The sequence below is a fragment of the Mesorhizobium sp. WSM4306 genome (genome assembly GCF_007003975.1).
GTDB lineage: Bacteria > Pseudomonadota > Alphaproteobacteria > Rhizobiales > Rhizobiaceae > Mesorhizobium.
The window spans coordinates 354,916-374,592 of sequence record NZ_VFTC01000001.1 but is presented as its reverse complement, the minus strand read 5'-3'; the positions used below and the strand labels follow the sequence as shown (position 1 = coordinate 374,592).

Sequence of the window (19,677 nt, the reverse complement as noted above, 5' to 3'; positions counted from 1 at the left end):
ATGGCCGCGACCGGTTCGAGCGATGGCGAAGCGGAGACGCAATGGGCAGCGCTTGCCGGCGTCACTGCGGCACTGGCCATGTTCGGGGCGGCGCAAGGCCTAAGCTATCCGCTGTTTACGCTTTTGATGCAGCGCCAAGGTATGTCGCCGGCGTTGATCGGCCTTTCCGCGGCGATGATGCCGGTCGGCCTCATCCTGTCGGCGTCCTTCGTGCCGGCCGCGGTGCGGCTGTTCGGCGCCCGCAATCTCGCCGTAGGTTGTTCGCTGATCGGAGCGCTGTGCTTTCTAGGTATCGGCTATCTGCAGGACTGGGTCGCCTGGTTCGTCATCCGCTTTCTTGTCGGCGCGGTCATCAACCCGCTCTATGTGCTCGGCGAAGTGTGGGCGCTGTCGCTGGCACCGCCGTCGCGCCGCGGCCGGGTGATGGGGGTGTTCAATGCGCTGATGGGTGCCGGCTACGCGGCCGGGCCGCTGATCCTGATCACCGTGGGCGCCTCGGGATGGCCGCCTTTCATTGCCGCGATCGCCGGTTTTGGGCTCTGTGCGCTGATCCTGCGCGCGGTGTCCTCGAAGCTGACCGGTTTCGAGGATGACGGCCAGCCGGCCAGCGGCCTTTTCGGCTTTGCCACGCTGGCGCCGGCACTGCTTCTGGCGGTGCTGGTTTCAGCGGCGGTGCAGCAGAGCACCTATGCGCTGATCCCGGTGTTCGGCGCCGGCTATGCGCTTCCCGAGGCAAAGCTCGCGGCGCTGGTGACGGCGCTGTCGGCCGGCAACATCCTTCTGCAGATCCCGCTCGGGCTGATGGCCGAACGTTTCGGCGGCCGGGCGATGATCGTCTTTTGCGCACTGGCGACAGCAGCGTGCGCGCTGTCGCTGCCGGTACTCATCACCACGCCGCTGGTCTGGCCGGTGCTGGTGGTCATGGGTGCGGTCGGTTACGGCGTCTACACCATGGCGCTGGTCGAGCTCGGCAGCCGCTTCAAGGGAACAGTGCTGGTCGCCGGCAACGCCGCCTTCGCCTTGATGTGGGGCGCCGGCGGCATTGTCGGCCCGCTCGGCGCTGGTGCCTTGATGCAGGTCATCGGCCCGCTCGGCCTGCCGGTGGTCATCGCCGGCCTCGACGCACTGCTGGTGAGCTTCGCGCTCTACCGATCCTTCAAGCGCCAAAACTCCTGACAGGGGTTGTCTGGAGCAGGGGCTAACCCCCATCAGTCTCGATGACCCAACGTCACCATCTTGAATAAAACCGCCTGGGACGCGATGTAGGCAGGGCCGCCCGCCAATAGCTTGGAGACCATGCGTGACCCAATCGACGATAAAACGCCAGACCGAGACCGCCGCCGAGGATAATTTCCTCTGGCTGGAAGATCGGACCAGCAAGCAATCGCTCGACTGGGTGCATCGCCAGAACGAGGTCACGGTCGGCGAACTGCAGGGCGATCCGTCCTACCAGGCGGCGTTCGAGACGGCGCTCGACCTGATGACAGCGGAAGACAACATCGCCGTGGGCGCTGCGCTCAACGGCCACGTCTATAATTTCTGGCAGGACAAGACCAATGTGCTCGGTCTGTGGCGCCGCACCTCGGTCGCCTCCTACAAGACCGAGAAGCCCGACTGGGAGACGATCATCGACTTCGATGTCCTGTCCGCCAAGGAGGGTGTGAAATGGGTGTTCAGCGGCGCCAGCCGTCTCTATCCCGACTTCAATCTATGCCTGGTGGCGATGTCACCGGATGGCGGCGATGCCAGCGAGATGCGCGAATTCGACATTGAGGCCAAATCCTTTGTCGAGGCGGCTTCAGCGCCCCAGCCTCCAAATCCGGCTTTTCCTGGCTGGACAAGGACACCGTCCTTGTCTCGGCCGCCTTCGAGGAAGAGGACAAGACCCAGTCCGGCTATCCGCGCGTCGTCAAACTTTGGAAGCGCGGCAGCCGCCTGGAAGACGCGACGCCGATCTTCGAGGCGGAGAAACAGGATCTCGCGGCCGGCGTCGGGGTCGAATATGACGGCGACAGGCAGTATCTGTTTCTGGCCCGTGCGATCGCCTTCTTCTCCTCGCACAGTTTTCTGCGCCTGCCATCGGGCGAAAACCGGCGCGTCCCGCTGCCAGACGATGTCACCGATACGGCCTTGTTCAAGGGTCGGTTTGTATTCGGCGTGCGCAGCCCGTGGACGGCGCCCGATGGCACTGAATGCTTGCCGGACGGCCTCTATTCCCTGGATTTCGAACGCTGGATCGACACGGACGAACTAGGGCCTGTCGAAACCATGCTCGAGCCGGCGCATCGGGTGTCGATCGCGGGACTAACCCGCACGCAGGACCGACTGTTCATCAACCTGATGGACAATGTGCGCGGCAAGGTCATCGTCGCCGAGCGCAAGGGGGAAGGCTGGTCGATGAAGCCGGTGGCGCTGCCTGAAAACGGCAATGTCGGCATCGCGCACGCCGAGCATTTCGGCTCCAGCGTCTCCTTCTCCTTCACCGATTTCCTGACGCCGAGCTCGATCATCTGGTCGGACGACGATGGCGAGATGCTGACGACCGTGAAGTCGCAGCCAGCGCGTTTCGATGCCGCGCCCTTGGTCTCCGAACAGTTCGAGGCACGCTCGAAGGACGACACGATGGTCCCGTATTTCGTCGTCAGGCGACGCGACCAGAAGGGTCCGGTGCCGACGCTGCTTTATGCCTATGGCGGCTTCGAAGTGCCGCTGCTGCCCGGCTATGCCGGCGTGCGCGGCAGGCTGTGGCTGGAAAAGGGCAACGCCTATGTGCAAGCCTGCATCCGCGGTGGTGGCGAATTCGGCCCCGCTTGGCATCAGGCAGCGCTGAAGGGCAACCGCCAGAATGCCTTCGACGATTTCGCCGCGGTGGCGCAGGATGTCGTCGAACGTGGCATCGCAACAGCCGGTTCTCTCGGCATCCAGGGCGGTTCCAATGGTGGTCTGCTGACCGGCGTTTCCCTGACGCAGCATCCCGAGCTGTTCGGCGCCGTCATCATCGAAGTGCCGCTGCTCGACATGCTGCGCTACACCGAACTGCCGCCCGGCTCCTCGTGGATGGGCGAATATGGCGATCCGTCGAAACCGGAAGAGGCCAAGTGGCTGGCGGCTTACTCGCCCTATCAGCATGTCTCGGGCGACGCTGCCTATCCGCCGGTTCTGTTGACGACGTCGACCGCCGACGACCGCGTCCATCCCGGCCATGCGCGCAAGATGGCGGCGCGGCTGCAGGAAGCCGGCCACGACGGGACGCTGTTCTTCGAGGAGACCGAAGGCGGCCATGGCGGGCGCGGCGATCGCCGGCCGCAGGCGGCGCAGACGGCGATGAAGTATGTTTTCCTGCAAAAGGCGTTGTCCGCCAAGGCCTAGACCCCTCGTGGGCCAAGCAAAGGATGGTTCACCTCGACCAGCCTTTGCTCTAAGGTGCCGGCCATGGCTCTTGTCAGGATCTTGGTCAGCGCCTTTGGGGCTCGCGTATTTCGGGTCGCGGTGACACCGTCACCGCGCACGCTGCGCGCCGAGCTTTTGCGCCTGTGCGCCCGCATCGGCTATTCACCGCCTGCCGTCCTCTGACGAGTTCGCCCCGGCGCCGCCGGAATGATTTCAGAGGAAAGATCCAGACATGACCTATCAGAACTATTCGCTGAAGCAGCTTCAGCAGATCGACGCCGCGCATCATCTGCACCCCTTCACCGACCACAAGGAATTGCGCGTGAGCGGCTCGCGCATAATCACTCGCGCCAACGGCCCGTTCATCTACGATGCCGATGGCACCGAGATTCTCGACGGCATGGCCGGGCTGTGGTGCGTCAATGTCGGCTATGGCCGTGACGAGCTGGCCGACGCGGCCTATGCGCAGATGAAGGAACTGCCTTACTACAACTCCTTCTTCAAATGCTCGACGCCGACGCCGGTGCTGCTGTCGAAGAAGCTCGCCGAACTGGCGCCCAAGGGCATTGCCCAGGTGTTCTACGGCTCCTCCGGCTCGGAGGCCAACGACACGGCGCTGCGGCTGGTGCGCCACTATTGGGCACTGGAAGGCAAGCCGGAGAAGAACCGCATCATCTCGCGCAAGATGGGCTATCACGGCTCGACTGTCGCCGGCACATCGCTGGGCGGCATGGATCTGATGCACAAGCAGCTCGGCGGTGCTGTCCCCAACATCGTCCATGTGATGATGCCCTATGCCTATGAGCTGGCTCTGCCTGGCGAAAGCGACCATGATTTCGGCCTGCGCGCCGCCAAGGCGGTGGAGGACGCCATCCTCCAGGCCGGCGCCGACAAGGTTGCCGCCTTCATCGGCGAGCCGGTGATGGGGGCGGGCGGAGTGAAAATCCCGCCGATGAGCTACTGGCCGGAAGTGCAGCGCATCTGCCGCAAATACGATGTGCTGCTGATGCTGGACGAGGTCATCACCGGCTATGGCCGCACCGGCGAATGGTTCGCCGCGCAAACATTCGGCATCGAGCCCGACACCATCACCACGGCCAAAGCGCTGACCTCAGGCTATCAGCCGCTTTCGGCGCTGCTGGTCGGCGACCGCATCGCGGCGACGCTGGTCGAAAAGGGCGGCGAGTTCTATCACGGCTATACCTATTCGGGTCACCCGGTGGCCTGCGCGGTGGCGCTGAAGAACCTGGAAATCATGGAGCGGGAAGGCCTGGTCGATCGGGTCAAGAACGACACCGGACCTTACTTCGCCCAGGCGCTGCAGGAGCGCATTGCCGGCCACGATCTGGTCGGCGAGGTGCGTTCGATCGGCCTGATGGGAGCGATCGAGATCGTCAAGGACAAGACGACCAAGGAGCGCTTCCTGCCGGCGGGCAGTGCCGCGGTCACCGTCCGTGACCACGCGATCGCGCAAGGCATGATGCTGCGCGCCACCGGCGACACAATGATCCTGTCGCCGCCGCTGATCTGGACGCGCGACACGATCGACATGGCTTGCGAACGCATCGCCAGGGCGCTGGATCTGGCACAAGCCGATTTGCGCAAGAAGTAGGCGGAACGATCGCCGGGCGCCCTGCGGTCAGGGCGCTCCGGCAACTTCGTGATTTCAGGGAACGATAGCCGCCATCGCGCGTAGTGTCTGGGCCGGCAGGATCGGCTGCAGTTGAGGGGTTCATGAAAAAGATCACGAAGACACTGCGCACGCGAGGAGCGAGCGCCATAGGAGCCGACCTGATGCTGGCGCCACTGGTGATGGCCATGCGCCTGCCGCTGATGGCAGCCGACGCACAAAACGGCAGAGGCCTTGGCTCCGAGACTGCACGCGCCATCAATGAGAAAGCCGCGGCTGTTGCCGAAGGCGCGTTTGCCGCGCAAATGGCGCTGTTCCAATCGGCGGCGCGCTTCTGGCCGGAGGTTTTTTCCGGCCGCACGCCGTCGCTGTTCAACGGCATAGCCGTGGAACGGTCGATCAGCGCGGCGCTGAAGCCCGCCAGCCGCGCGGTGAAAGCGAATTTCCGCCGGCTGTCGTCAAAGGACTAATTGAGGCGAAACCGGTTTCCGGTTTTGCGGCGCCTGCGCTAGAATCCCGCAAGGCAGTCAATGCCGATGGGGGACATGATGGCCGTACAGCCGCTTAACCAGCCCGCTGAAATTCCACCCGAACTCGATCGCTGGAACTGGGGCGCGTTTTTCCTCAATTGGATCTGGGGCATCGGCAATAGCACCTTCATCGCGTTGCTGATGTTTGTCCCGCTGGTCAACATCGTCATGCTCTTCGTGCTGGGCGCCAAGGGCAGCCGTTGGGCTTGGCAGAATGTGTCCTGGCGCGATGCCGAGCATTTTCGAAGGGTGCAACGCAACTGGGCGATCGCCGGGTTCAGCCTGTTCGTGGTCTCGCTTCTCAGTATCGCGGCCGTAGCTCTCGTCGTTCCTCGCATGATGAAGAACAGCGACGCCTACCGGCTAACCATGGAGACGGTGCGCGCCGATGACCGCGTCAAGTCCGCACTGGGCGAAGATATTGACGCCGGCTATTGGGTGGTCGGCAGCGTTCAGGTCGTCGGAGACAGCTCGGGCGACGCGCAACTCAGCATTCCCGTCCACGGCAGCCATGGATGGGGCTGGGTGATGTCGCATGCCGTGCGCAGCGCGGGAAAATGGAACCTGCGCCTGCTTGTCATCATGGCCGGAGGGGCGCCGATGGTGCTCATTGACGAGGATCACATCGGCAGTCCTGGTGCGGCAACCAAAATATAATTGGAAGTCGCAGCAATAGTTCCCAGAAACGCAAAAACCGCGCCCCATCGGGAACGCGGCTTTGCCAGATACGCATGGCGTTTCGCTAACAATACACTTGCGAAACTTACGGGCTCCGGTACGCGAGACCTGATCCGGAGCGCCGGGCGGATGCGATATGTCCGCCTCGCTGTCCGTTGTATAGGCACATCGTTACCGTCGGGTTATCGAGAGCTTAAGCAAATCTAAATTTGCAATTTTTCTGCGCAATAAAAATCGAGAAAAACGTTGCAAAATTCGAAAGTTATAGAGAAGTGCCGCGAAGGAAATTTATGATGCCGGAAAAATCGGCGCCGCCATTTCCCTGGGCGTTGAACAACGCATAAAGCTGGGCTGCTTCGGCCCCCATCGGCGTCACCGCGCCGGCACTTTGGGCGGCTTCCTGCGACAGTTTCAGGTCCTTCAGCATGAGTGCCACGGCAAAGCCGGGCTTGTAATCCCGGTTGGCCGGCGATGCCGGCACCGGACCGGGCACCGGGCAGTAGGTGGTCAGCGACCAACACTGGCCCGACGAGGTCGAGGCGACGTCGAACAGCGCCTGATGCGAGAGGCCCAGCTTTTCGGCCAGCACGAAGGCCTCGGCAACGCCGATCATCGAAATGCCGAGCATCATGTTGTTGCAGATTTTTGCCGCCTGGCCGGCGCCGTCATCGCCGCAATGGACGATGCGGCCGGCCATCGGCTTCAGGATCGGTTCAGCCTTGGCAAAGGCGTCCTTGGCGCCGCCGGCCATGAAGGTGAGGGTGCCGGCGGCAGCACCGCCGGTACCGCCGGAGACCGGCGCGTCGACCGAATGCAGCCCATGCTTCTTGGCCACCGCATGGGCCTTGCGGGCAGAGTCGACGTCGATGGTCGAGGAATCGATGAACAACGCGCCTTGCTTAGCCTTGGGCGCGATATCGTCATAGACCGATAGTACGTGTTTGCCGGCCGGCAGCATGGTGATGACGACATCGGCGTCTTCCACCGCCGCCAAGGCATTTGCCATGACGGTGACACCATGCTCGCGCGCTACCGCAAGATTCTCCGGGATCAGGTCGAAGCCGTTCACAACATGCCCCGCCTTGACCAGATTGGCGGCCATTGGATTGCCCATGTTGCCGAGGCCGATGAAGGCGATGGTGGTCATAGCGGTGCTCCTTGATCTGGGTAAGGCAGTAGGCAGTAGGCAGTAGGCAGTAGGCAGTAGGCAGTAGGCAGTAGGCAGTAGGCAGTAGGCAGTAGGCAGTAGGGTGGTCTATTCAGGTGCGAGTTTGAGAATAAGTTGGCGAAGCATCTTTCCGATGGCTTCGGTAGCCAGCAGCAGGTGACCAGCTTCATCGTGCGTGGCAAGGCCAATACGTTCAGCAATCTGGAGATGCGTCTCGAACTCCTTCAGCGACCCTTGGGCTATCCTGAGAAATTGCTGATAGGAGCCTCGGTTGTCTCGGCCATAGCCCTCCGCGATGTTTGCAGGGATAGAAGTTGCTGAGCGGCGGATTTGACTGGTCAGTCCGTACAGTTCCTCTTTTGGCCACTTCTTAGTCAACGAGTAGGTGGCGACGGCCAAATCCATCGCTTGCTGCCATACGATAAGGTCCTTGTACGAATTGATCGCGCCGGTCATCTTTCGCTACTGCCTACTGCCTACTGCCTACTGCCTACTGCCTACTGCCTACTGCCTACTGCCTACTGCCTACTGCCTACTGCCTACTGGCTACCGGCCGATCAGTGCCCGCGCTATGATCACGCGCATGATCTCGTTGGTGCCTTCGAGGATCTGGTGGACGCGCAGGTCGCGGACCAGTTTTTCGATGCCGTAATCGTGCAGATAGCCATAGCCGCCATGCAGTTGCAGCGCCTCGTTGGCGACGTTGAAGCCGATATCGGTGACGAAGCGCTTGGCCATCGCCGACCATTTGCCGGCGTCCGCCGCCTTGCGGTCGAGTTTCGAGGCAGCGGCGTAGAGAAAGATGCGCGCTGCCTGCAATTCGGTCTCCATGTCGGCCAGCCGGAACTGCAGCGCCTGGAACTGGTTGATCTTGGAGCCGAAGGCCTTGCGCTCGCCTGTGTAGGCCAGCGCCTTGTCGAGCGCCGATTGCGCGCCGCCGAGCGAACAGGCCGCGATGTTGAGGCGGCCGCCGTCGAGCCCGGCCATGGCGATGCCGAAACCGGCGCCTTCACCCGACAGCAGATTTTCAGCCGGCACCTTGCAATCTTCGAAGATGACCTGGCGGGTCGACTGCATGTGCCAGCCCATCTTGTGCTCGTTGGCGCCGAAGGCGAGGCCGGGCGCATCCTTGGGCACGACGAAGGTGGAAATGCCCTTCGGACCATCGGCGCCGGTGCGCGCCATGACGACATAAAGGTCGCTGTCGCCGGCGCCGGAAATGAACTGCTTGGCGCCGTTGAGCACATAGTCGTCGCCGTTCTTCACCGCGCGCGTCTTCAGCGCCGCGGCGTCGGAGCCGGAGCCCGGTTCGGTCAGGCAGTAGCTTGCCAGCCATTCCATTGACGTCAGCTTCGGCAGGAAGCGCTGGCGCTGCTCGTCATTGCCGAAGCGGTCGATCATCGACGCCGCCATGTTGTGGATCGAGATGAAGGAGGAGAAGGCTGGATCGGCGTGCGCCAGCGCTTCGAAGATCAGCACGGCGTCGAGCCGGCCGAGTGCCGAACCGCCGACATCGTCCCTGACATAGATGCCGCCGAGGCCAAGCGGGCCTGTCTCGCGGATCACATCGGCGGGAAAGTGTTTTGCCCGGTCCCATTCGAGTGCATTGGGCGCGACGCGATCGGCGGCGAAGGCCTGCGCCATCTCCTGGATGGCGCGCTGCTCCTCGTTGAGTTCGAACTGGCTGGTGCTCGCATCGACCGCGGCGTCCATGGCGTGCTCCCTGTGTTTCCCATTGCTGGGGGTTGGCTTGCTGGCCTGTTGTTTTTGGCTTTGCGCGCCGCCCAATCTAGACCAATGATGCCGCCGCGCAACCCGGCCTGCCGCGCAGCGGCTGTGCATGAATGGATCAACGGAGCAGAGAGTGCCGACATATTTCGATGAACTGCTCGATCGCTTCCATGCCTATCTCCGGGGCGTGGACAATGCGCTGGTGCGGGACGCTGTCGCCCGAATCGACTGGACAATGCCGGCCCGTGCGCTCGAACCGCATAGACAGCCGTGCCTCGATCAGCTCGACCGAATCGCTGAACTGGCGCCGCCGGATGCGCAGCCTCTGGTGCGGCTACTGGCGGAGCACCGTAACGATCTCCGCTGGGGACAGACCTACAACGCAGCGGATTTCGGCGAGGCGTTCCTGCAGAAATATGGCTGGCTGGAGGTTTTTGGACTGCGCGGTCATTTCGCCAATGACGAAGTCGCGGCCGGCCTGCTGATCCTCGGACCTGATATTACCTATCCCGACCACCATCATATTGCCGAGGAGATCTACATTCCGCTGACCGGCGGCACCGAATGGCGGATGGGCGAGGGCGACTTTCATGTCCGACAGGCGGGCGAGGTGATCCATCACGCCTCCAATGTCAGCCATGCCATGCGCACCGGCGACGAGCCGCTGCTGGCGCTCTACATCTGGCGCGGCGGGCCGCTGGCACAGAAGTCGACCGTTCCCGGCGCGCAGGGCAGGGGCTGAGCCATGGCCAAAGCAATCATGCTGCAAGGCACCGGCTCGGATGTTGGCAAGACGGTGCTGGTGGCGGGGCTCTGCCGCGCGGCAAGGAATCGCGGGCTGAGGGTCAGGCCGTTCAAGCCGCAGAACATGTCGAACAACGCCGCCGTTGCCGACATTCCCAGCGACAACCGCGCCGGCGGCGGCGAGATTGGCCGTGGGCAATGGCTGCAAGCGCTGGCCTGTGGTGTGCAGCCGACCGTGCATATGAATCCGGTGCTGCTCAAACCCCAGAGCGACATCGGTTCGCAGGTGATCGTGCAGGGCAAGGTGTTCGGCGAGGCGCGAGCGCGCGACTACCAGACTATGAAAGCAGGGCTGATGGACGCCGTGCTGGGCTCCTGGGGCAAGGTCGGTGAGGGCGCCGATCTGGTCATCGTCGAAGGGGCGGGCTCGCCGGCCGAGATCAATCTGAGGGCCCGCGACATCGCCAATATGGGCTTTGCCACGCGCGCCAATGTGCCGGTGATCCTGGTCGGCGACATCGACCGCGGCGGCGTCATCGCCTCGGTCGCCGGTACGCATCTGATCCTGCCGGAGGAAGACCGGCGCATGATCGTCGGCTACCTCATCAACAAGTTTCGCGGCGACGTCTCGCTGTTCGACGACGGCATCAGGGCGATCGATCAATTCACCGGCTGGCGGTGTTTTGGCGTCGTGCCGTGGCTGAAGGCGGCGGCGCGATTGCCTTCGGAGGATTCCGTCGTGCTCGAACGTCTCGCGTCCGGCGAGAAGCGGGCGTTGAAAGTCGCCGTGCCGATGCTCGGCCGCATCGCCAATTTCGACGACCTCGATCCGCTCAATGCCGAGCCGCAGGTCGAAGTGGTGTTCGTGCCGCCGGGGCACCGCTTGCCGGAGGATGCCGGCCTGGTGGTCATTCCCGGCTCGAAATCGACGATCGGCGATCTCATAAAGTTCCGCGAGAATGGCTGGGATCGCGATCTCCTCGCGCATCGCAAACGCGGTGGCCATGTCGTTGGTATCTGCGGCGGCTTCCAGATGCTGGGCCGCATGGTGCGCGACCCCGACGGCATCGAAGGCAGCGTCACCGAGGCCGAAGGGCTCGGCCTGCTCGACATAGAGACGGTGATGGAGCCGGAAAAAACAGTGCGCAATGTCAGCGCCCGCTCGGTGCCGTTCGGCCTGCCGCTCGAAGGCTACGAAATCCATCTCGGCCGCACCACGGGGCCGGACACGGCGAGGCCGTCCGCCGTCATCAACGGCGCCGATGACGGCGCCATATCCGCCGACGGTAAGGTTTTCGGCACCTATCTGCACGGCCTATTTTCCGCCGACGCCTTCCGGGCCGCGTATCTTGCCGGCCTTGGCGTCAAGGGCGGCGGCATCGACTATCGCGCCGAGGTGGAAAAGGCGCTGGACGACATCGCAGCCGAGCTGGAGACCCATCTCGATTGTGATGCCATCTTCGGGCTGGCCAGGTAGGTGAGCAGCAAGCCGCATACCTTTGAGATTGAAGCTCTCCCATAGGTCGTCATCCACGGGCGGAGCAAGGAGCGTAGCGCCGCGGCGCAGACCCGAGGATCCATGCCGCGACAGATGAGCGCCGCTGCGGTGCAGAATTTTGCTCCGTTGCATTCCACGGTCAAGGTCACGGAATGGATCCCAGGGTCTCCGCGACGGAGCTTCGCTCCTGCTTCGCCCTGGGATGACGAAGTTCAAACTTCGGCGGCAAATCTCAGGTCCGCAGCGCTTCCGACTTACGCCTTCTCGCCGGCCTTCGGCCAATACGTGCCAAACGACCAGACATTGCCTTCCGGGTCGCGGCAGATGAATTCGCGGCTGCCGTAGTCGCGGTCGGTCAGTTCCTGGATGATCGTGGCACCGGCCTTTTTGGCCCGGGCATGGGCGGCGTCGGCATCATCGACGGCGACATAGATCGACTTGCCGCCGCCGGAGCCGGGCTCGCCGACCATCTTGCCGTAATCGTCGCTGCGCGCCGTGCCCAGCATGATCAGGGAGGAACCGAAAGTGAGTTCGGCGTGGTGCACGATGTCGCCCTCGCCATAGCGGGCGCGGACCTCGAAGCTGAAGGCCTCGCACAGCCAGTCGATCATTTTTCCTGCATTCTTGTAGCGCAGCGCCGGGTAGAGCCGGGGTGCTTCATTGGTGGCTGGCATGAAAATCTCCTTCAATCGGGTTGGTCGACAACCCACTCTGTTCGAAGGCGGCTCGCCGGTCTTGAAGAAATGTTACCTCAGCGCCGTTGGCGGATCGCCGGCGAGCTGGCGAAACTCGCGCACCAGATGCGCCTGGTCGGCATAGCCGCAATCGGCGGCGATATCGGCCCAGTCGCTTTGGTCCTGCCGAGACAGGCCGAGCGCCCGGTTGAAACGCACGATGCGCGACAGCGTCTTCGGCCTGATGCCGGTCGCATCGGAGAACTTGCCGGCGAGATGTTTGCGGCTCCAGCCCAGTTTCTCGGCGATGGTCGAAATGCGGGTCCGGCCGCCAGATGTGACGATGCGTTCATAGGCCCAGGCAATTTCAGGCGACGTATCGGCGGCATGCCCGAGACGGGTGGCGACGAAGGCCTCGGCAAGGTCGAAACGCGCCGCCCAATCCGATGCATTGCCAAGCCTTTCGCGCAGCGCCATGCCCTCGGGGCCAAGCACATCGTCGAGCGCGACCATGCTGTCGGTCAGCTCGCTCATAGGCAAGCCGAAGAAGCGGCGGGCGCCGAGCGGGGTGAAGTTGATCTGCACGCAGCAGCAGGCGCCGAAGGACTCGATCATTACCGGGCCGGCAAACAGGCCGGCGGCGAAACTGGCGAAACGGTCATTATCGCCGGGGTTGCGGCCGAGCCCGATGGCGAACGGCTCGGCGAAGCTAACCACCAGCGGCACGGTCAGCGAGGCATATTCGATGTTGCGGAAATGGCCGGGCGCGGTTTCGCGATAGCCGCAAATGTCCGACACAATGCCCTCGAGCGCGGGCGGCGGAGCCCGCCGGCGCATCTCGAACCGCCCGGCGATGGAGAGGTCCTGTTCCTTGCGGCGCTGCATCTCGATCGGCATAGGCCATCCTTTGCCGATCAAATCTAGCAGAGCCCCGATCCGAATCAAAAGGGGCCGGAATCAAAAGCGCCCGGCTTTTGGCCGGGCGCCTCGGTTACCTGAGAGTTGGATGCTCAGGCGCCGCGCATCATGCAGCCGGCGGCAAGCACGATGTAGGCGATGAGCATAATCCAGACCGATGCCACGGGAATAAACGCAAGAACGCCAAGCGCGGCGAGCACGCCGATGATGGCGATAACAAGGGAAATAATGAAAATAAGCTGAGTGGGTGCACTAAGATTCATGTGTGGTCCCTCCAACATGATTCGTACGACCACATTCTATCAGGGCGTGGGCTTATACACCAATTAGCTGGCGCAATGGGTTTGCCGGATCGGCCAGCAGCCTGATCGCCAGCGCCAGGCAGATGATCACCAGCAGCGGCTTGATCAGCCGTGCGCCGATGCGGATGGCAAGGCTGGCGCCGAGGCGCGCGCCAAGGAACTGGGCGACGCCCATCATCAGCCCGATCTTCCAGTATATGACGCCGGCCACGGCAAAGACGACGAAGCCGCCGATGTTGGAGGCGAAATTGAGCAGCTTGGTGTGTGCGGTTGCCTTCAGCACGCCGAAGCCGGCGAGGCTGACGAAGGCCAGCATGTAGAAGGAGCCGGCTCCCGGCCCGAACAGGCCGTCATAAAAGCCGACCAAAGGGGCAACGGTCAGTCCGAACAGAAAGGGCGACAGGCGCTCGGCGCGGTCGACATCGTTCATGTTGGGCTTCACGGCGAAGTAGATCGCGATGGCGATCAACAGCAGCGGCAGCAGCGCCCGCAAGAGGTCGCCCGGCACGAAGGCCGCCAGCAAGGCGCCCACGGCACTGCCGGCAAAGGCGAGAAGGGCTGACGGCAGCTGGCGCCGCAATTCGACATGGCCATTCAAGGCGTAGTGTATGGTCGCCGAGCCGGTGCCGAAAATGCCCTGCAGCTTGTTGGTTCCGAGTGCCGCGGCCGGCGGGAAACCGGCTAGCAGCAGCGCTGGAATGGTGATCAGGCCGCCGCCACCGGCTATCGAATCGACAAAGCCGGCTGCAAAGGCGGCGAAGGCGAGCATGACAACGGTCTGGGCAGCGAGGTCGATCATCGGGATTTTCTGAGCATTCCGGCGGGAAAGGTGGCGCCGCGCCTTCGACCACGGCAACCCGCTTTGCGCAAGGCCGATTTCGCGCTACCTCTATCAGGGCGCGTTGCGCTTGGATTTCCTGTGGTGCATGTCATTATCCCAAAGCCGCTGCGCAGTTTTGGGTCATATGCACTGGGGCGGGCTCGGGGAAGGGACACTGTTGGCGATGGCATTGCTCGATCAGATACGCTCGATCTTCGATGGCGACCCCGGCGTGCGCAAGGTGGCCGACGACCCGGTGCTGTCGGCGGAACTGCTGATGTTGTTTCGCATGATCCTCGCCGACGGCTCGGTGTCGGAGAGCGAGATGGTCGCCTTCCGGCGCATCTGCAAGGACGCTTTCGGCATCCCGGAAACCAGCATCGACGCGGTCATCGAATATCTCAACGAGTTCGGCTACGAGACCAACGGCTCGCAGGCCATCGCGCTGTTTCGTGATCTCGATGTCGAACGGCGCAAGCTTTTGGCACGCCACATGGCGGAAATCGCCAAGGCCGATTCGAAACTGGCCGAGAGCGAGGTGCGGCTGCTGCGCCGCACGCTCGACCTGCTCGACATCAGCCCGGTCGATATGGTGAAGCCGGAGGAGTAAGCCGGCCGCCTGGCCGCTAGCCTTGTTCCTGTAATCTCCGTGCAATCGCCCGATGCAAATCCGGGGCTGCCGCGACCAGCGCCTTGGCCGCCTCCGACTGCGGATGATCGAGCACGTCGCTCGTCTTGCCGCGCTCGACGATCCTGCCGTCATGCATGACCAGCACCTCGTCGGTGATGGCGCGGGCGACGGTCAGATCGTGGGTGATGAAGAGATAGGCGATGCCGAGCTTCTGATTGAGCTCGGCGAACAAATCGAGGATCTGGGCGCGGATCGAGACGTCGAGTGCCGAGACCGGCTCGTCGGCGACCACCAATTTCGGGCGTGTGATGATGGCGCGGGCGATCGACAGGCGCTGGCGCTGGCCGCCGGAGAATTCATGTGGATATTTGTCCATGTCGCTCACGCCGAGGCCGACTTCGTGAAGCGCATGCGCCACCATCTCGCGGCGCTCGGCAGGCGTCGGCTTTTTCTCCAGCACATGCAGCGGCTCGGCCACCAGTTTCTCGACCCTCAGGCGCGGGTCGAAGGAACCGTAAGGGTCCTGGAACACCACCTGCATGTCGCGCCGCGCTGCTTTGAGCTCCGCCTCGCTCCTGCCGGTGATGGTCTCGCCGCGAAAGCGGATCGTTCCCGATGTCGATTTGTCGAGCGCCAGGATCATGCGCGCGAGCGTTGACTTGCCGCAGCCGGAGCGTCCGACCAGCGCCACCGATTGACCGGGCGCCAACGACAGGGAGACGTCATCGACAGCGCGGATTGGCGTCGGGCGTTGGAACAGGGAAGTGCGCCGGCCGGAATAATCCCGCGTCACGCCTTCGACCTCAAGCAGCGGCTTGCTCTGGCTCACTGCATGGGTTTTGGGGCGCGCCGGCACATGCATCGAGGCCAGCGCCAGCTGGCGCGTGTAGGGATGCAGCTGTTCCGACAGTGTGCGTGCAGTGTCACCGGTCTCCATCACCTCGCCATGGCGCAGGACGGTGATACGGTCGGCCATCTCGGTCACGACCCCGAGGTCGTGCGAGATCAACAGCAGGCCCATGCGGTTTTCGCTGACAAGGCCGCGCAGCAAATCGAGAATCTGCGCCTGCAGCACCACGTCGAGTGCCGTCGTCGGCTCGTCGGCGATAAGTAGCTTGGGTTTCAGCGCGCAGGCGATGGCGATGACGACGCGCTGGCGCTGGCCGCCGGACAGTTCGTGCGGATAGCGAGACAGCGGGAATTTCGCTTCGGGCAGGCCGACCCGGTCGAGCATTTTACGAGCACGGTCTTCGGCGTCGGCGCGGCTTGCCTTGGTGTGCCAGCGTATGCCTTCGGCGACTTGTTCGCCGATGGTTTTCACCGGATTGAGCGCCGTCATCGGCTCCTGGAAAACCATACCGATATCGTCGCCGCGCAGCGCGCACATCTGGTCCTCGGTGGCCGCCAGGATGTCGATGCCGTCGAAAGAGACGCGCCCGCTGGCGCGCGCCGCGTATGGCAGAAGCTGCATGATGGTCAGCGCCGTCATCGACTTGCCGGAGCCGGATTCGCCGACCAAGCCCATCACCTTGCCGGGCGCAACAGAGAGTTCGACCGCCTTCAGGATCGGCGTGTCGCCGATCATAAGCGACAGGTTTTCGATCTCCAGCAGGCTCATCGCTGCCGCCGCGATTTTGGGTCGAGTATGTCGGCAATGCCGTCGCCGAGCAGGTTGAGCCCAAGCACGGTGATGACGATGGCCATGCCCGGGAAAATCGCCATCCACGGCGCCACCACCATTCGCGTCTGGGCGTCGAACAGCATGCGGCCCCAGCTCGGCATTGGCGGCTGCGCGCCGAGGCCGACATAGGACAGCCCGGCTTCCGCGAGGATGCCGAGCGCGAACTGGATGGTGCCTTGCACCAGCAGCAACGTGGCGATGTTGGGCAGCACGTGCTCGATTGTAATCTGGGTCTTGCTCTTGCCGGCGGCGCGGGCGGCGAGGATGAATTCGCGCGGCCAGATCGCCAGCGCGCCGGCGCGGGCGACCCGCGCAAACACCGGGATGTTGAAGATGCCGATGGCGATGATGGCGTTGATCGCGCCCGGTCCGAAGATGGCAGTGATCATGATAGCCGACAGCAGCGCCGGGAAGGCGAAGACGAGGTCGTTCAGCCGCATCAGCGCCTCGTCGACAAAGCCGCCGCGTGCGGCGGCGAAGGCGCCGAGCGGCACGCCGACGCCCATGCCGATGCCGACCGCGACCAACGCCACGGCGATCGAATTGCGGGCGCCGACCATGATCATCGACAGGATGTCGCGGCCGAAATGATCGGTGCCGAACCAGTGCGCCGAAGAGGGCGCGAGCGTCTTTTCCGAGATCACCAGCTTGGTCACGTCGTAAGGCGTCCAGATATAGGAGATGAGTGCCATTGCCACCACCAGCACAGTGATGGCGAAGCCGATGAGGAAGGAGCGGTTGCGGAATGCCTTGGCCAGGATGCTGCCAAACGTCTCCTCTGGGATGTCGATGTGCAGCGTCATTGCCGGCCTCGCAGGCGGGGGTCGACGATGGCGTAGGAGACATCGACGACGAGGTTGACCGCAATGACGGCGACGACCAGCAGCATGACGATGCTTTCGACGACAATCAGGTCGCGCTGGGTGATGGCCTGGAACACCAGCCGTCCCAGACCGGGCAGATAGAAGACGTTTTCGATGATGATGGTGCCGGCGAGCAGGAAGGCGAATTGCAGACCCAGAATGGTCAGCACCGGGATCATCGCATTGCGCAGCGCGTGCCGCCACAGCACGGCGCGGTAGGGCAGGCCCTTGGCGCGGGCGGTGCGGATATAGTCCTCGTTCAGCACTTCGATCAGCGCCGAGCGGGCGACGCGAGCCAGGATCGCCGCCTGAGGCAGAGCAAGTGCTACGGCCGGCAAGAGCAGCGATTTCAGCGCCGGCCACACACCGGCGCTCCAGCCGGGAAAGCCGCCGGCCGGCACTAGCCGCAGCCAGACGGCAAACAGGTAGATCAGCATCAGCGCGAACCAGAAGTTCGGCACGGCGACGCCGAGCTGGGCCGCGCCCATGGCGATGGTGTCACCGGCCCGGCCGCGCCGGCTGGCGGAATAGAGCCCGACCGGAATGGCAATGATGGTCGACAGCGCCAACGCGATCAGCGCCAGCGGCAGTGAAACCGCCATGCGTTCGCGGACAAGGTCGATGACCGGCACCGAATAGGTGTAGGAGCGGCCGAAATCGAGGCTGAGCAGGCCGCCCACCCAGTGCAAATAGCGCAGGACAAGCGGCGCGTTGAGGCCCATCTGGTTACGCAGCTGCTCGACCTGTTCGGCGCTGGCGTTGAGGCCAAGCATCAACCGCGCCGGGTCGCCGGGCAGGATTTCCAGCACGGCGAAGACGACCATCGAGGCCAGGATCAAGGTGGCGATGGCGATGGCGAGGCGTTTTAGGAGGTAGGCGGTCAATCCGTCCACTTCACCTTGGTCAGGTCATTCGCCTGGATCGGCGCGTTCTCCCACAGGCCTTGCAGCTTGGCATCCCACACCCCGACCTTCGGCAGTTCGTAGAGGAAGCCAACCACGGCATCGTCGGCCAGGATCTTCTGCGCTTCGCCGAGCAGCGTGTTGCGCTTGGCGTCGTCGGAGGTGAGGTTCAGCTCGGCGATGATCTTGTCGAAGGCCGGGTTGTCGTAGTTGAAATAATAGTCCTTGCGCGAATAGATATCGATGTCGTTGGGCTCGGTGTGGGAGACGATGGTGAGGTCGTAATCCTTCTTGGTGAACACCTGATCCAGCCACTGCGCCCATTCGACCGGAATGATCTCCAGATCGATGCCGACATCGCGCAGTTGCGAGGCGATGATCTCGCCGCCGAGGCGGGCATAGGAGGGCGGGGGCAGTTTCAGCGTCGCCTTGAAGCCGTTCTCAAACCCGGCCTGCTTCAACAGTTCCTTCGCCTTGTCGACATTGTGCGGATAGAGGCCGGTGAGGTCGACATAGGCCTTGCTGGCGGGCGACATGTGCGAGCCGATCGGCACGCCGAGGCCGGCCGAGGCGCCGTCGATGATCGCCTTGCGGTCGAGCGCGAAGGCAATCGCCTGGCGTACCTCGAGCTTGTCGAAAGGCGGCTTCTTATTGTTGATCGACAGGATGGTCTCGCCCTCGGTCGAGCCGATCACCACATGGAAGCGCGGGTCGTCCTTGACCTGCGCGACGCTGTCGGGATCGAAAAAGGGGAAGGCCTGGATGTCGCCGGAGAGCAGCGCCGGCACGGCAGCCGCGGCATCGGGAACGATGCGGAACTCGGCCTTGTCGAGGAATACCGGGGCACCCCAGTAGGTGTCGGATTTCACCAGCGTGATCGATGAGCCCTTGGCCCAGCTCTGGAATTTGAACGGGCCGGTGCCGATCGGCTTTTCCTTGTTGGTGTCGGCGCTCTCCGGCGCCACGATCACCGCGTCGCCCCAGCCCATATTGTAGAGGAACGACCCTTGCGGGTTCTTCAGCGTCACCTTCACCGTCGCCGGATCGACGACTTCGACCGTGTCGATGGCAGCGAAGAGGCCCTTTTGCGCGTTGACCGAATTGTCCGCGCGGGCGCGGTCGAGCGAGAATTTCACGTCGCTGGCGTCGAAATCGGTGCCGTCATGGAATTTCACGCCGGTGTGCAGCTTGAAGGTGTAGACCTTGCCGTCATCGGAAATGGCCCAGCTCTCGGCGAGATCCGGTAACACTTCGCCGTTCGGGCCGATGCGGGTCAGGCCCTCGAAGACGTTGGCATAGAGCACTTCGTCGATCGCCGCGGCGGCACCGGCGGTCGGATCGAGATGCGGCGGTTCGAGCGGAATGCCGATGACCAGGTCGGTGCGCGCGGCAAATGCCTGACTGCCGGTTGCCAGCGCCAACAGCGCGGCGGCAAGAATGGTTTTCCACAATTTCATCGTGCAACTCCCAAATGCTCGAACCCTGGTGCGATAGAAGCGTGATTTCGAGGTGGAGTA

The 19,677-nt window shown here is 63.3% G+C and carries 18 protein-coding genes and 1 pseudogene; 8 read left to right on the top strand and 11 right to left on the bottom strand.

The features are described 5' to 3' along the window. The 5 genes and pseudogenes from FJV77_RS01950 (at position 1) to FJV77_RS01925 (ending at position 6,207) form a co-directional block, all read left to right on the top strand. On the top strand, positions 1-1,176 hold the full coding sequence (locus tag FJV77_RS01950; protein ID WP_142865170.1) for an MFS transporter: 1,176 nt from the start codon (positions 1-3) through the stop codon (positions 1,174-1,176). 124 nt (positions 1,177-1,300) lie between these two features. Next, positions 1,301-3,369: pseudogene (locus tag FJV77_RS33210) on the top strand (prolyl oligopeptidase family protein). 253 nt (positions 3,370-3,622) lie between these two features. After that, the gene (locus FJV77_RS01935; protein ID WP_142865169.1) at positions 3,623-5,002 is read left to right on the top strand and encodes an aspartate aminotransferase family protein; all 1,380 of its coding nucleotides are present in this window, start codon (positions 3,623-3,625) and stop codon (positions 5,000-5,002) included. 122 nt (positions 5,003-5,124) lie between these two features. Then, positions 5,125-5,490, top strand: coding sequence for a hypothetical protein (locus FJV77_RS01930; RefSeq protein WP_142865168.1), 366 nt, complete (start codon positions 5,125-5,127; stop codon positions 5,488-5,490). Between the two features lie 75 nt (positions 5,491-5,565). Then, positions 5,566-6,207: a cytochrome c oxidase assembly factor Coa1 family protein gene (locus FJV77_RS01925; RefSeq protein ID WP_246691111.1), complete on the top strand. Its 642-nt coding sequence runs from the start codon at positions 5,566-5,568 to the stop codon at positions 6,205-6,207. Positions 6,208-6,490: 283 nt separating this feature from the next. On the opposite strand, the gene mmsB is transcribed toward FJV77_RS01925, so the two are convergent. The 3 genes from mmsB to FJV77_RS01905 form a co-directional block, all read right to left on the bottom strand. Continuing rightward, positions 6,491-7,375, bottom strand: a complete 885-nt coding sequence (gene mmsB / locus FJV77_RS01920; RefSeq protein WP_142865167.1) for a 3-hydroxyisobutyrate dehydrogenase — start codon at positions 7,373-7,375, stop codon at positions 6,491-6,493. A gap of 108 nt (positions 7,376-7,483) precedes the next feature. Beyond that, positions 7,484-7,852 carry a four helix bundle protein gene (locus FJV77_RS01915; RefSeq protein ID WP_142865166.1) on the bottom strand — a complete coding sequence of 123 codons (369 nt, stop codon included), beginning with the start codon at positions 7,850-7,852 and terminating at the stop codon, positions 7,484-7,486. A gap of 90 nt (positions 7,853-7,942) precedes the next feature. Continuing rightward, positions 7,943-9,109: an isobutyryl-CoA dehydrogenase gene (locus FJV77_RS01905; protein ID WP_142865164.1), complete on the bottom strand. Its 1,167-nt coding sequence runs from the start codon at positions 9,107-9,109 to the stop codon at positions 7,943-7,945. Between the two features lie 151 nt (positions 9,110-9,260). On the opposite strand from FJV77_RS01905, the gene FJV77_RS01900 reads away from it, so the two are divergent. Together FJV77_RS01900 and FJV77_RS01895 are read left to right on the top strand one after the other, a co-directional pair. Then, a complete protein-coding gene (locus FJV77_RS01900; protein ID WP_142865163.1) occupies positions 9,261-9,869 on the top strand; it encodes a dimethylsulfonioproprionate lyase family protein in 609 nt (202 codons plus the stop codon). Between the two features lie 3 nt (positions 9,870-9,872). Then, positions 9,873-11,348 carry a cobyric acid synthase gene (locus tag FJV77_RS01895; protein ID WP_142865162.1) on the top strand — a complete coding sequence of 492 codons (1,476 nt, stop codon included), beginning with the start codon at positions 9,873-9,875 and terminating at the stop codon, positions 11,346-11,348. Positions 11,349-11,623: 275 nt separating this feature from the next. On the opposite strand, the gene FJV77_RS01890 is transcribed toward FJV77_RS01895, so the two are convergent. From FJV77_RS01890 to FJV77_RS01875, 4 genes are all read right to left on the bottom strand, one after another. Beyond that, positions 11,624-12,043 (bottom strand): VOC family protein, encoded by a 420-nt coding sequence (locus FJV77_RS01890; RefSeq protein WP_142865161.1) that lies wholly within the window; start codon positions 12,041-12,043, stop codon positions 11,624-11,626. A gap of 72 nt (positions 12,044-12,115) precedes the next feature. Then, positions 12,116-12,940 carry an AraC family transcriptional regulator gene (locus FJV77_RS01885; RefSeq protein WP_142865160.1) on the bottom strand — a complete coding sequence of 275 codons (825 nt, stop codon included), beginning with the start codon at positions 12,938-12,940 and terminating at the stop codon, positions 12,116-12,118. 113 nt (positions 12,941-13,053) lie between these two features. Further along, positions 13,054-13,224: a hypothetical protein gene (locus FJV77_RS01880; RefSeq protein ID WP_142865159.1), complete on the bottom strand. Its 171-nt coding sequence runs from the start codon at positions 13,222-13,224 to the stop codon at positions 13,054-13,056. Between the two features lie 52 nt (positions 13,225-13,276). Then, positions 13,277-14,062: a TSUP family transporter gene (locus FJV77_RS01875; RefSeq protein ID WP_142865158.1), complete on the bottom strand. Its 786-nt coding sequence runs from the start codon at positions 14,060-14,062 to the stop codon at positions 13,277-13,279. A gap of 199 nt (positions 14,063-14,261) precedes the next feature. Here FJV77_RS01875 and FJV77_RS01870 point away from each other — a divergent pair, with 199 nt between their 5' ends. Further along, on the top strand, positions 14,262-14,693 hold the full coding sequence (locus FJV77_RS01870) for a TerB family tellurite resistance protein (protein ID WP_142865157.1): 432 nt from the start codon (positions 14,262-14,264) through the stop codon (positions 14,691-14,693). A 16-nt stretch (positions 14,694-14,709) separates the two neighbouring features. On the opposite strand, the gene FJV77_RS01865 is transcribed toward FJV77_RS01870, so the two are convergent. The 4 genes from FJV77_RS01865 to FJV77_RS01850 are packed head-to-tail and all read right to left on the bottom strand — an operon-like array spanning position 14,710 to position 19,617. Beyond that, on the bottom strand, positions 14,710-16,332 hold the full coding sequence (locus FJV77_RS01865) for a dipeptide ABC transporter ATP-binding protein (RefSeq protein ID WP_142865156.1): 1,623 nt from the start codon (positions 16,330-16,332) through the stop codon (positions 14,710-14,712). Then, entirely contained in the window at positions 16,329-17,198 is an 870-nt protein-coding gene (locus FJV77_RS01860; protein WP_142865155.1) for an ABC transporter permease, read from the bottom strand. Before FJV77_RS01860 ends, FJV77_RS01865 begins: the two co-directional genes overlap by 4 nt. Next, a complete protein-coding gene (locus tag FJV77_RS01855; protein WP_142865154.1) occupies positions 17,195-18,142 on the bottom strand; it encodes an ABC transporter permease in 948 nt (315 codons plus the stop codon). The genes FJV77_RS01860 and FJV77_RS01855 overlap by 4 nt, the downstream gene beginning before the upstream one ends. Beyond that, positions 18,139-19,617, bottom strand: a complete 1,479-nt coding sequence (locus FJV77_RS01850) for an ABC transporter substrate-binding protein (RefSeq protein ID WP_142865153.1) — start codon at positions 19,615-19,617, stop codon at positions 18,139-18,141. Before FJV77_RS01850 ends, FJV77_RS01855 begins: the two co-directional genes overlap by 4 nt. Positions 19,618-19,677: the final 60 nt, after the last annotated feature.

Coding starts and splice junctions, on each gene's coding strand:
- FJV77_RS01935 (WP_142865169.1), top strand. CDS start 3,623: ATGACCTATCAGAACTATTCGCTGAAGCAGCTTCAGCAGATCGACGCC.
- FJV77_RS01875 (WP_142865158.1), bottom strand. CDS start 14,062: ATGATCGACCTCGCTGCCCAGACCGTTGTCATGCTCGCCTTCGCCGCC.
- FJV77_RS01865 (WP_142865156.1), bottom strand. CDS start 16,332: ATGAGCCTGCTGGAGATCGAAAACCTGTCGCTTATGATCGGCGACACG.
- FJV77_RS01890 (WP_142865161.1), bottom strand. CDS start 12,043: ATGCCAGCCACCAATGAAGCACCCCGGCTCTACCCGGCGCTGCGCTAC.
- FJV77_RS01860 (WP_142865155.1), bottom strand. CDS start 17,198: ATGACGCTGCACATCGACATCCCAGAGGAGACGTTTGGCAGCATCCTG.
- FJV77_RS01885 (WP_142865160.1), bottom strand. CDS start 12,940: ATGCCGATCGAGATGCAGCGCCGCAAGGAACAGGACCTCTCCATCGCC.
- FJV77_RS01930 (WP_142865168.1), top strand. CDS start 5,125: ATGAAAAAGATCACGAAGACACTGCGCACGCGAGGAGCGAGCGCCATA.
- FJV77_RS01880 (WP_142865159.1), bottom strand. CDS start 13,224: ATGAATCTTAGTGCACCCACTCAGCTTATTTTCATTATTTCCCTTGTT.
- mmsB (WP_142865167.1), bottom strand. CDS start 7,375: ATGACCACCATCGCCTTCATCGGCCTCGGCAACATGGGCAATCCAATG.
- FJV77_RS01950 (WP_142865170.1), top strand. CDS start 1: ATGGCCGCGACCGGTTCGAGCGATGGCGAAGCGGAGACGCAATGGGCA.
- FJV77_RS01905 (WP_142865164.1), bottom strand. CDS start 9,109: ATGGACGCCGCGGTCGATGCGAGCACCAGCCAGTTCGAACTCAACGAG.
- FJV77_RS01895 (WP_142865162.1), top strand. CDS start 9,873: ATGGCCAAAGCAATCATGCTGCAAGGCACCGGCTCGGATGTTGGCAAG.
- FJV77_RS01850 (WP_142865153.1), bottom strand. CDS start 19,617: ATGAAATTGTGGAAAACCATTCTTGCCGCCGCGCTGTTGGCGCTGGCA.
- FJV77_RS01915 (WP_142865166.1), bottom strand. CDS start 7,852: ATGACCGGCGCGATCAATTCGTACAAGGACCTTATCGTATGGCAGCAA.
- FJV77_RS01925 (WP_246691111.1), top strand. CDS start 5,566: ATGATGGCCGTACAGCCGCTTAACCAGCCCGCTGAAATTCCACCCGAA.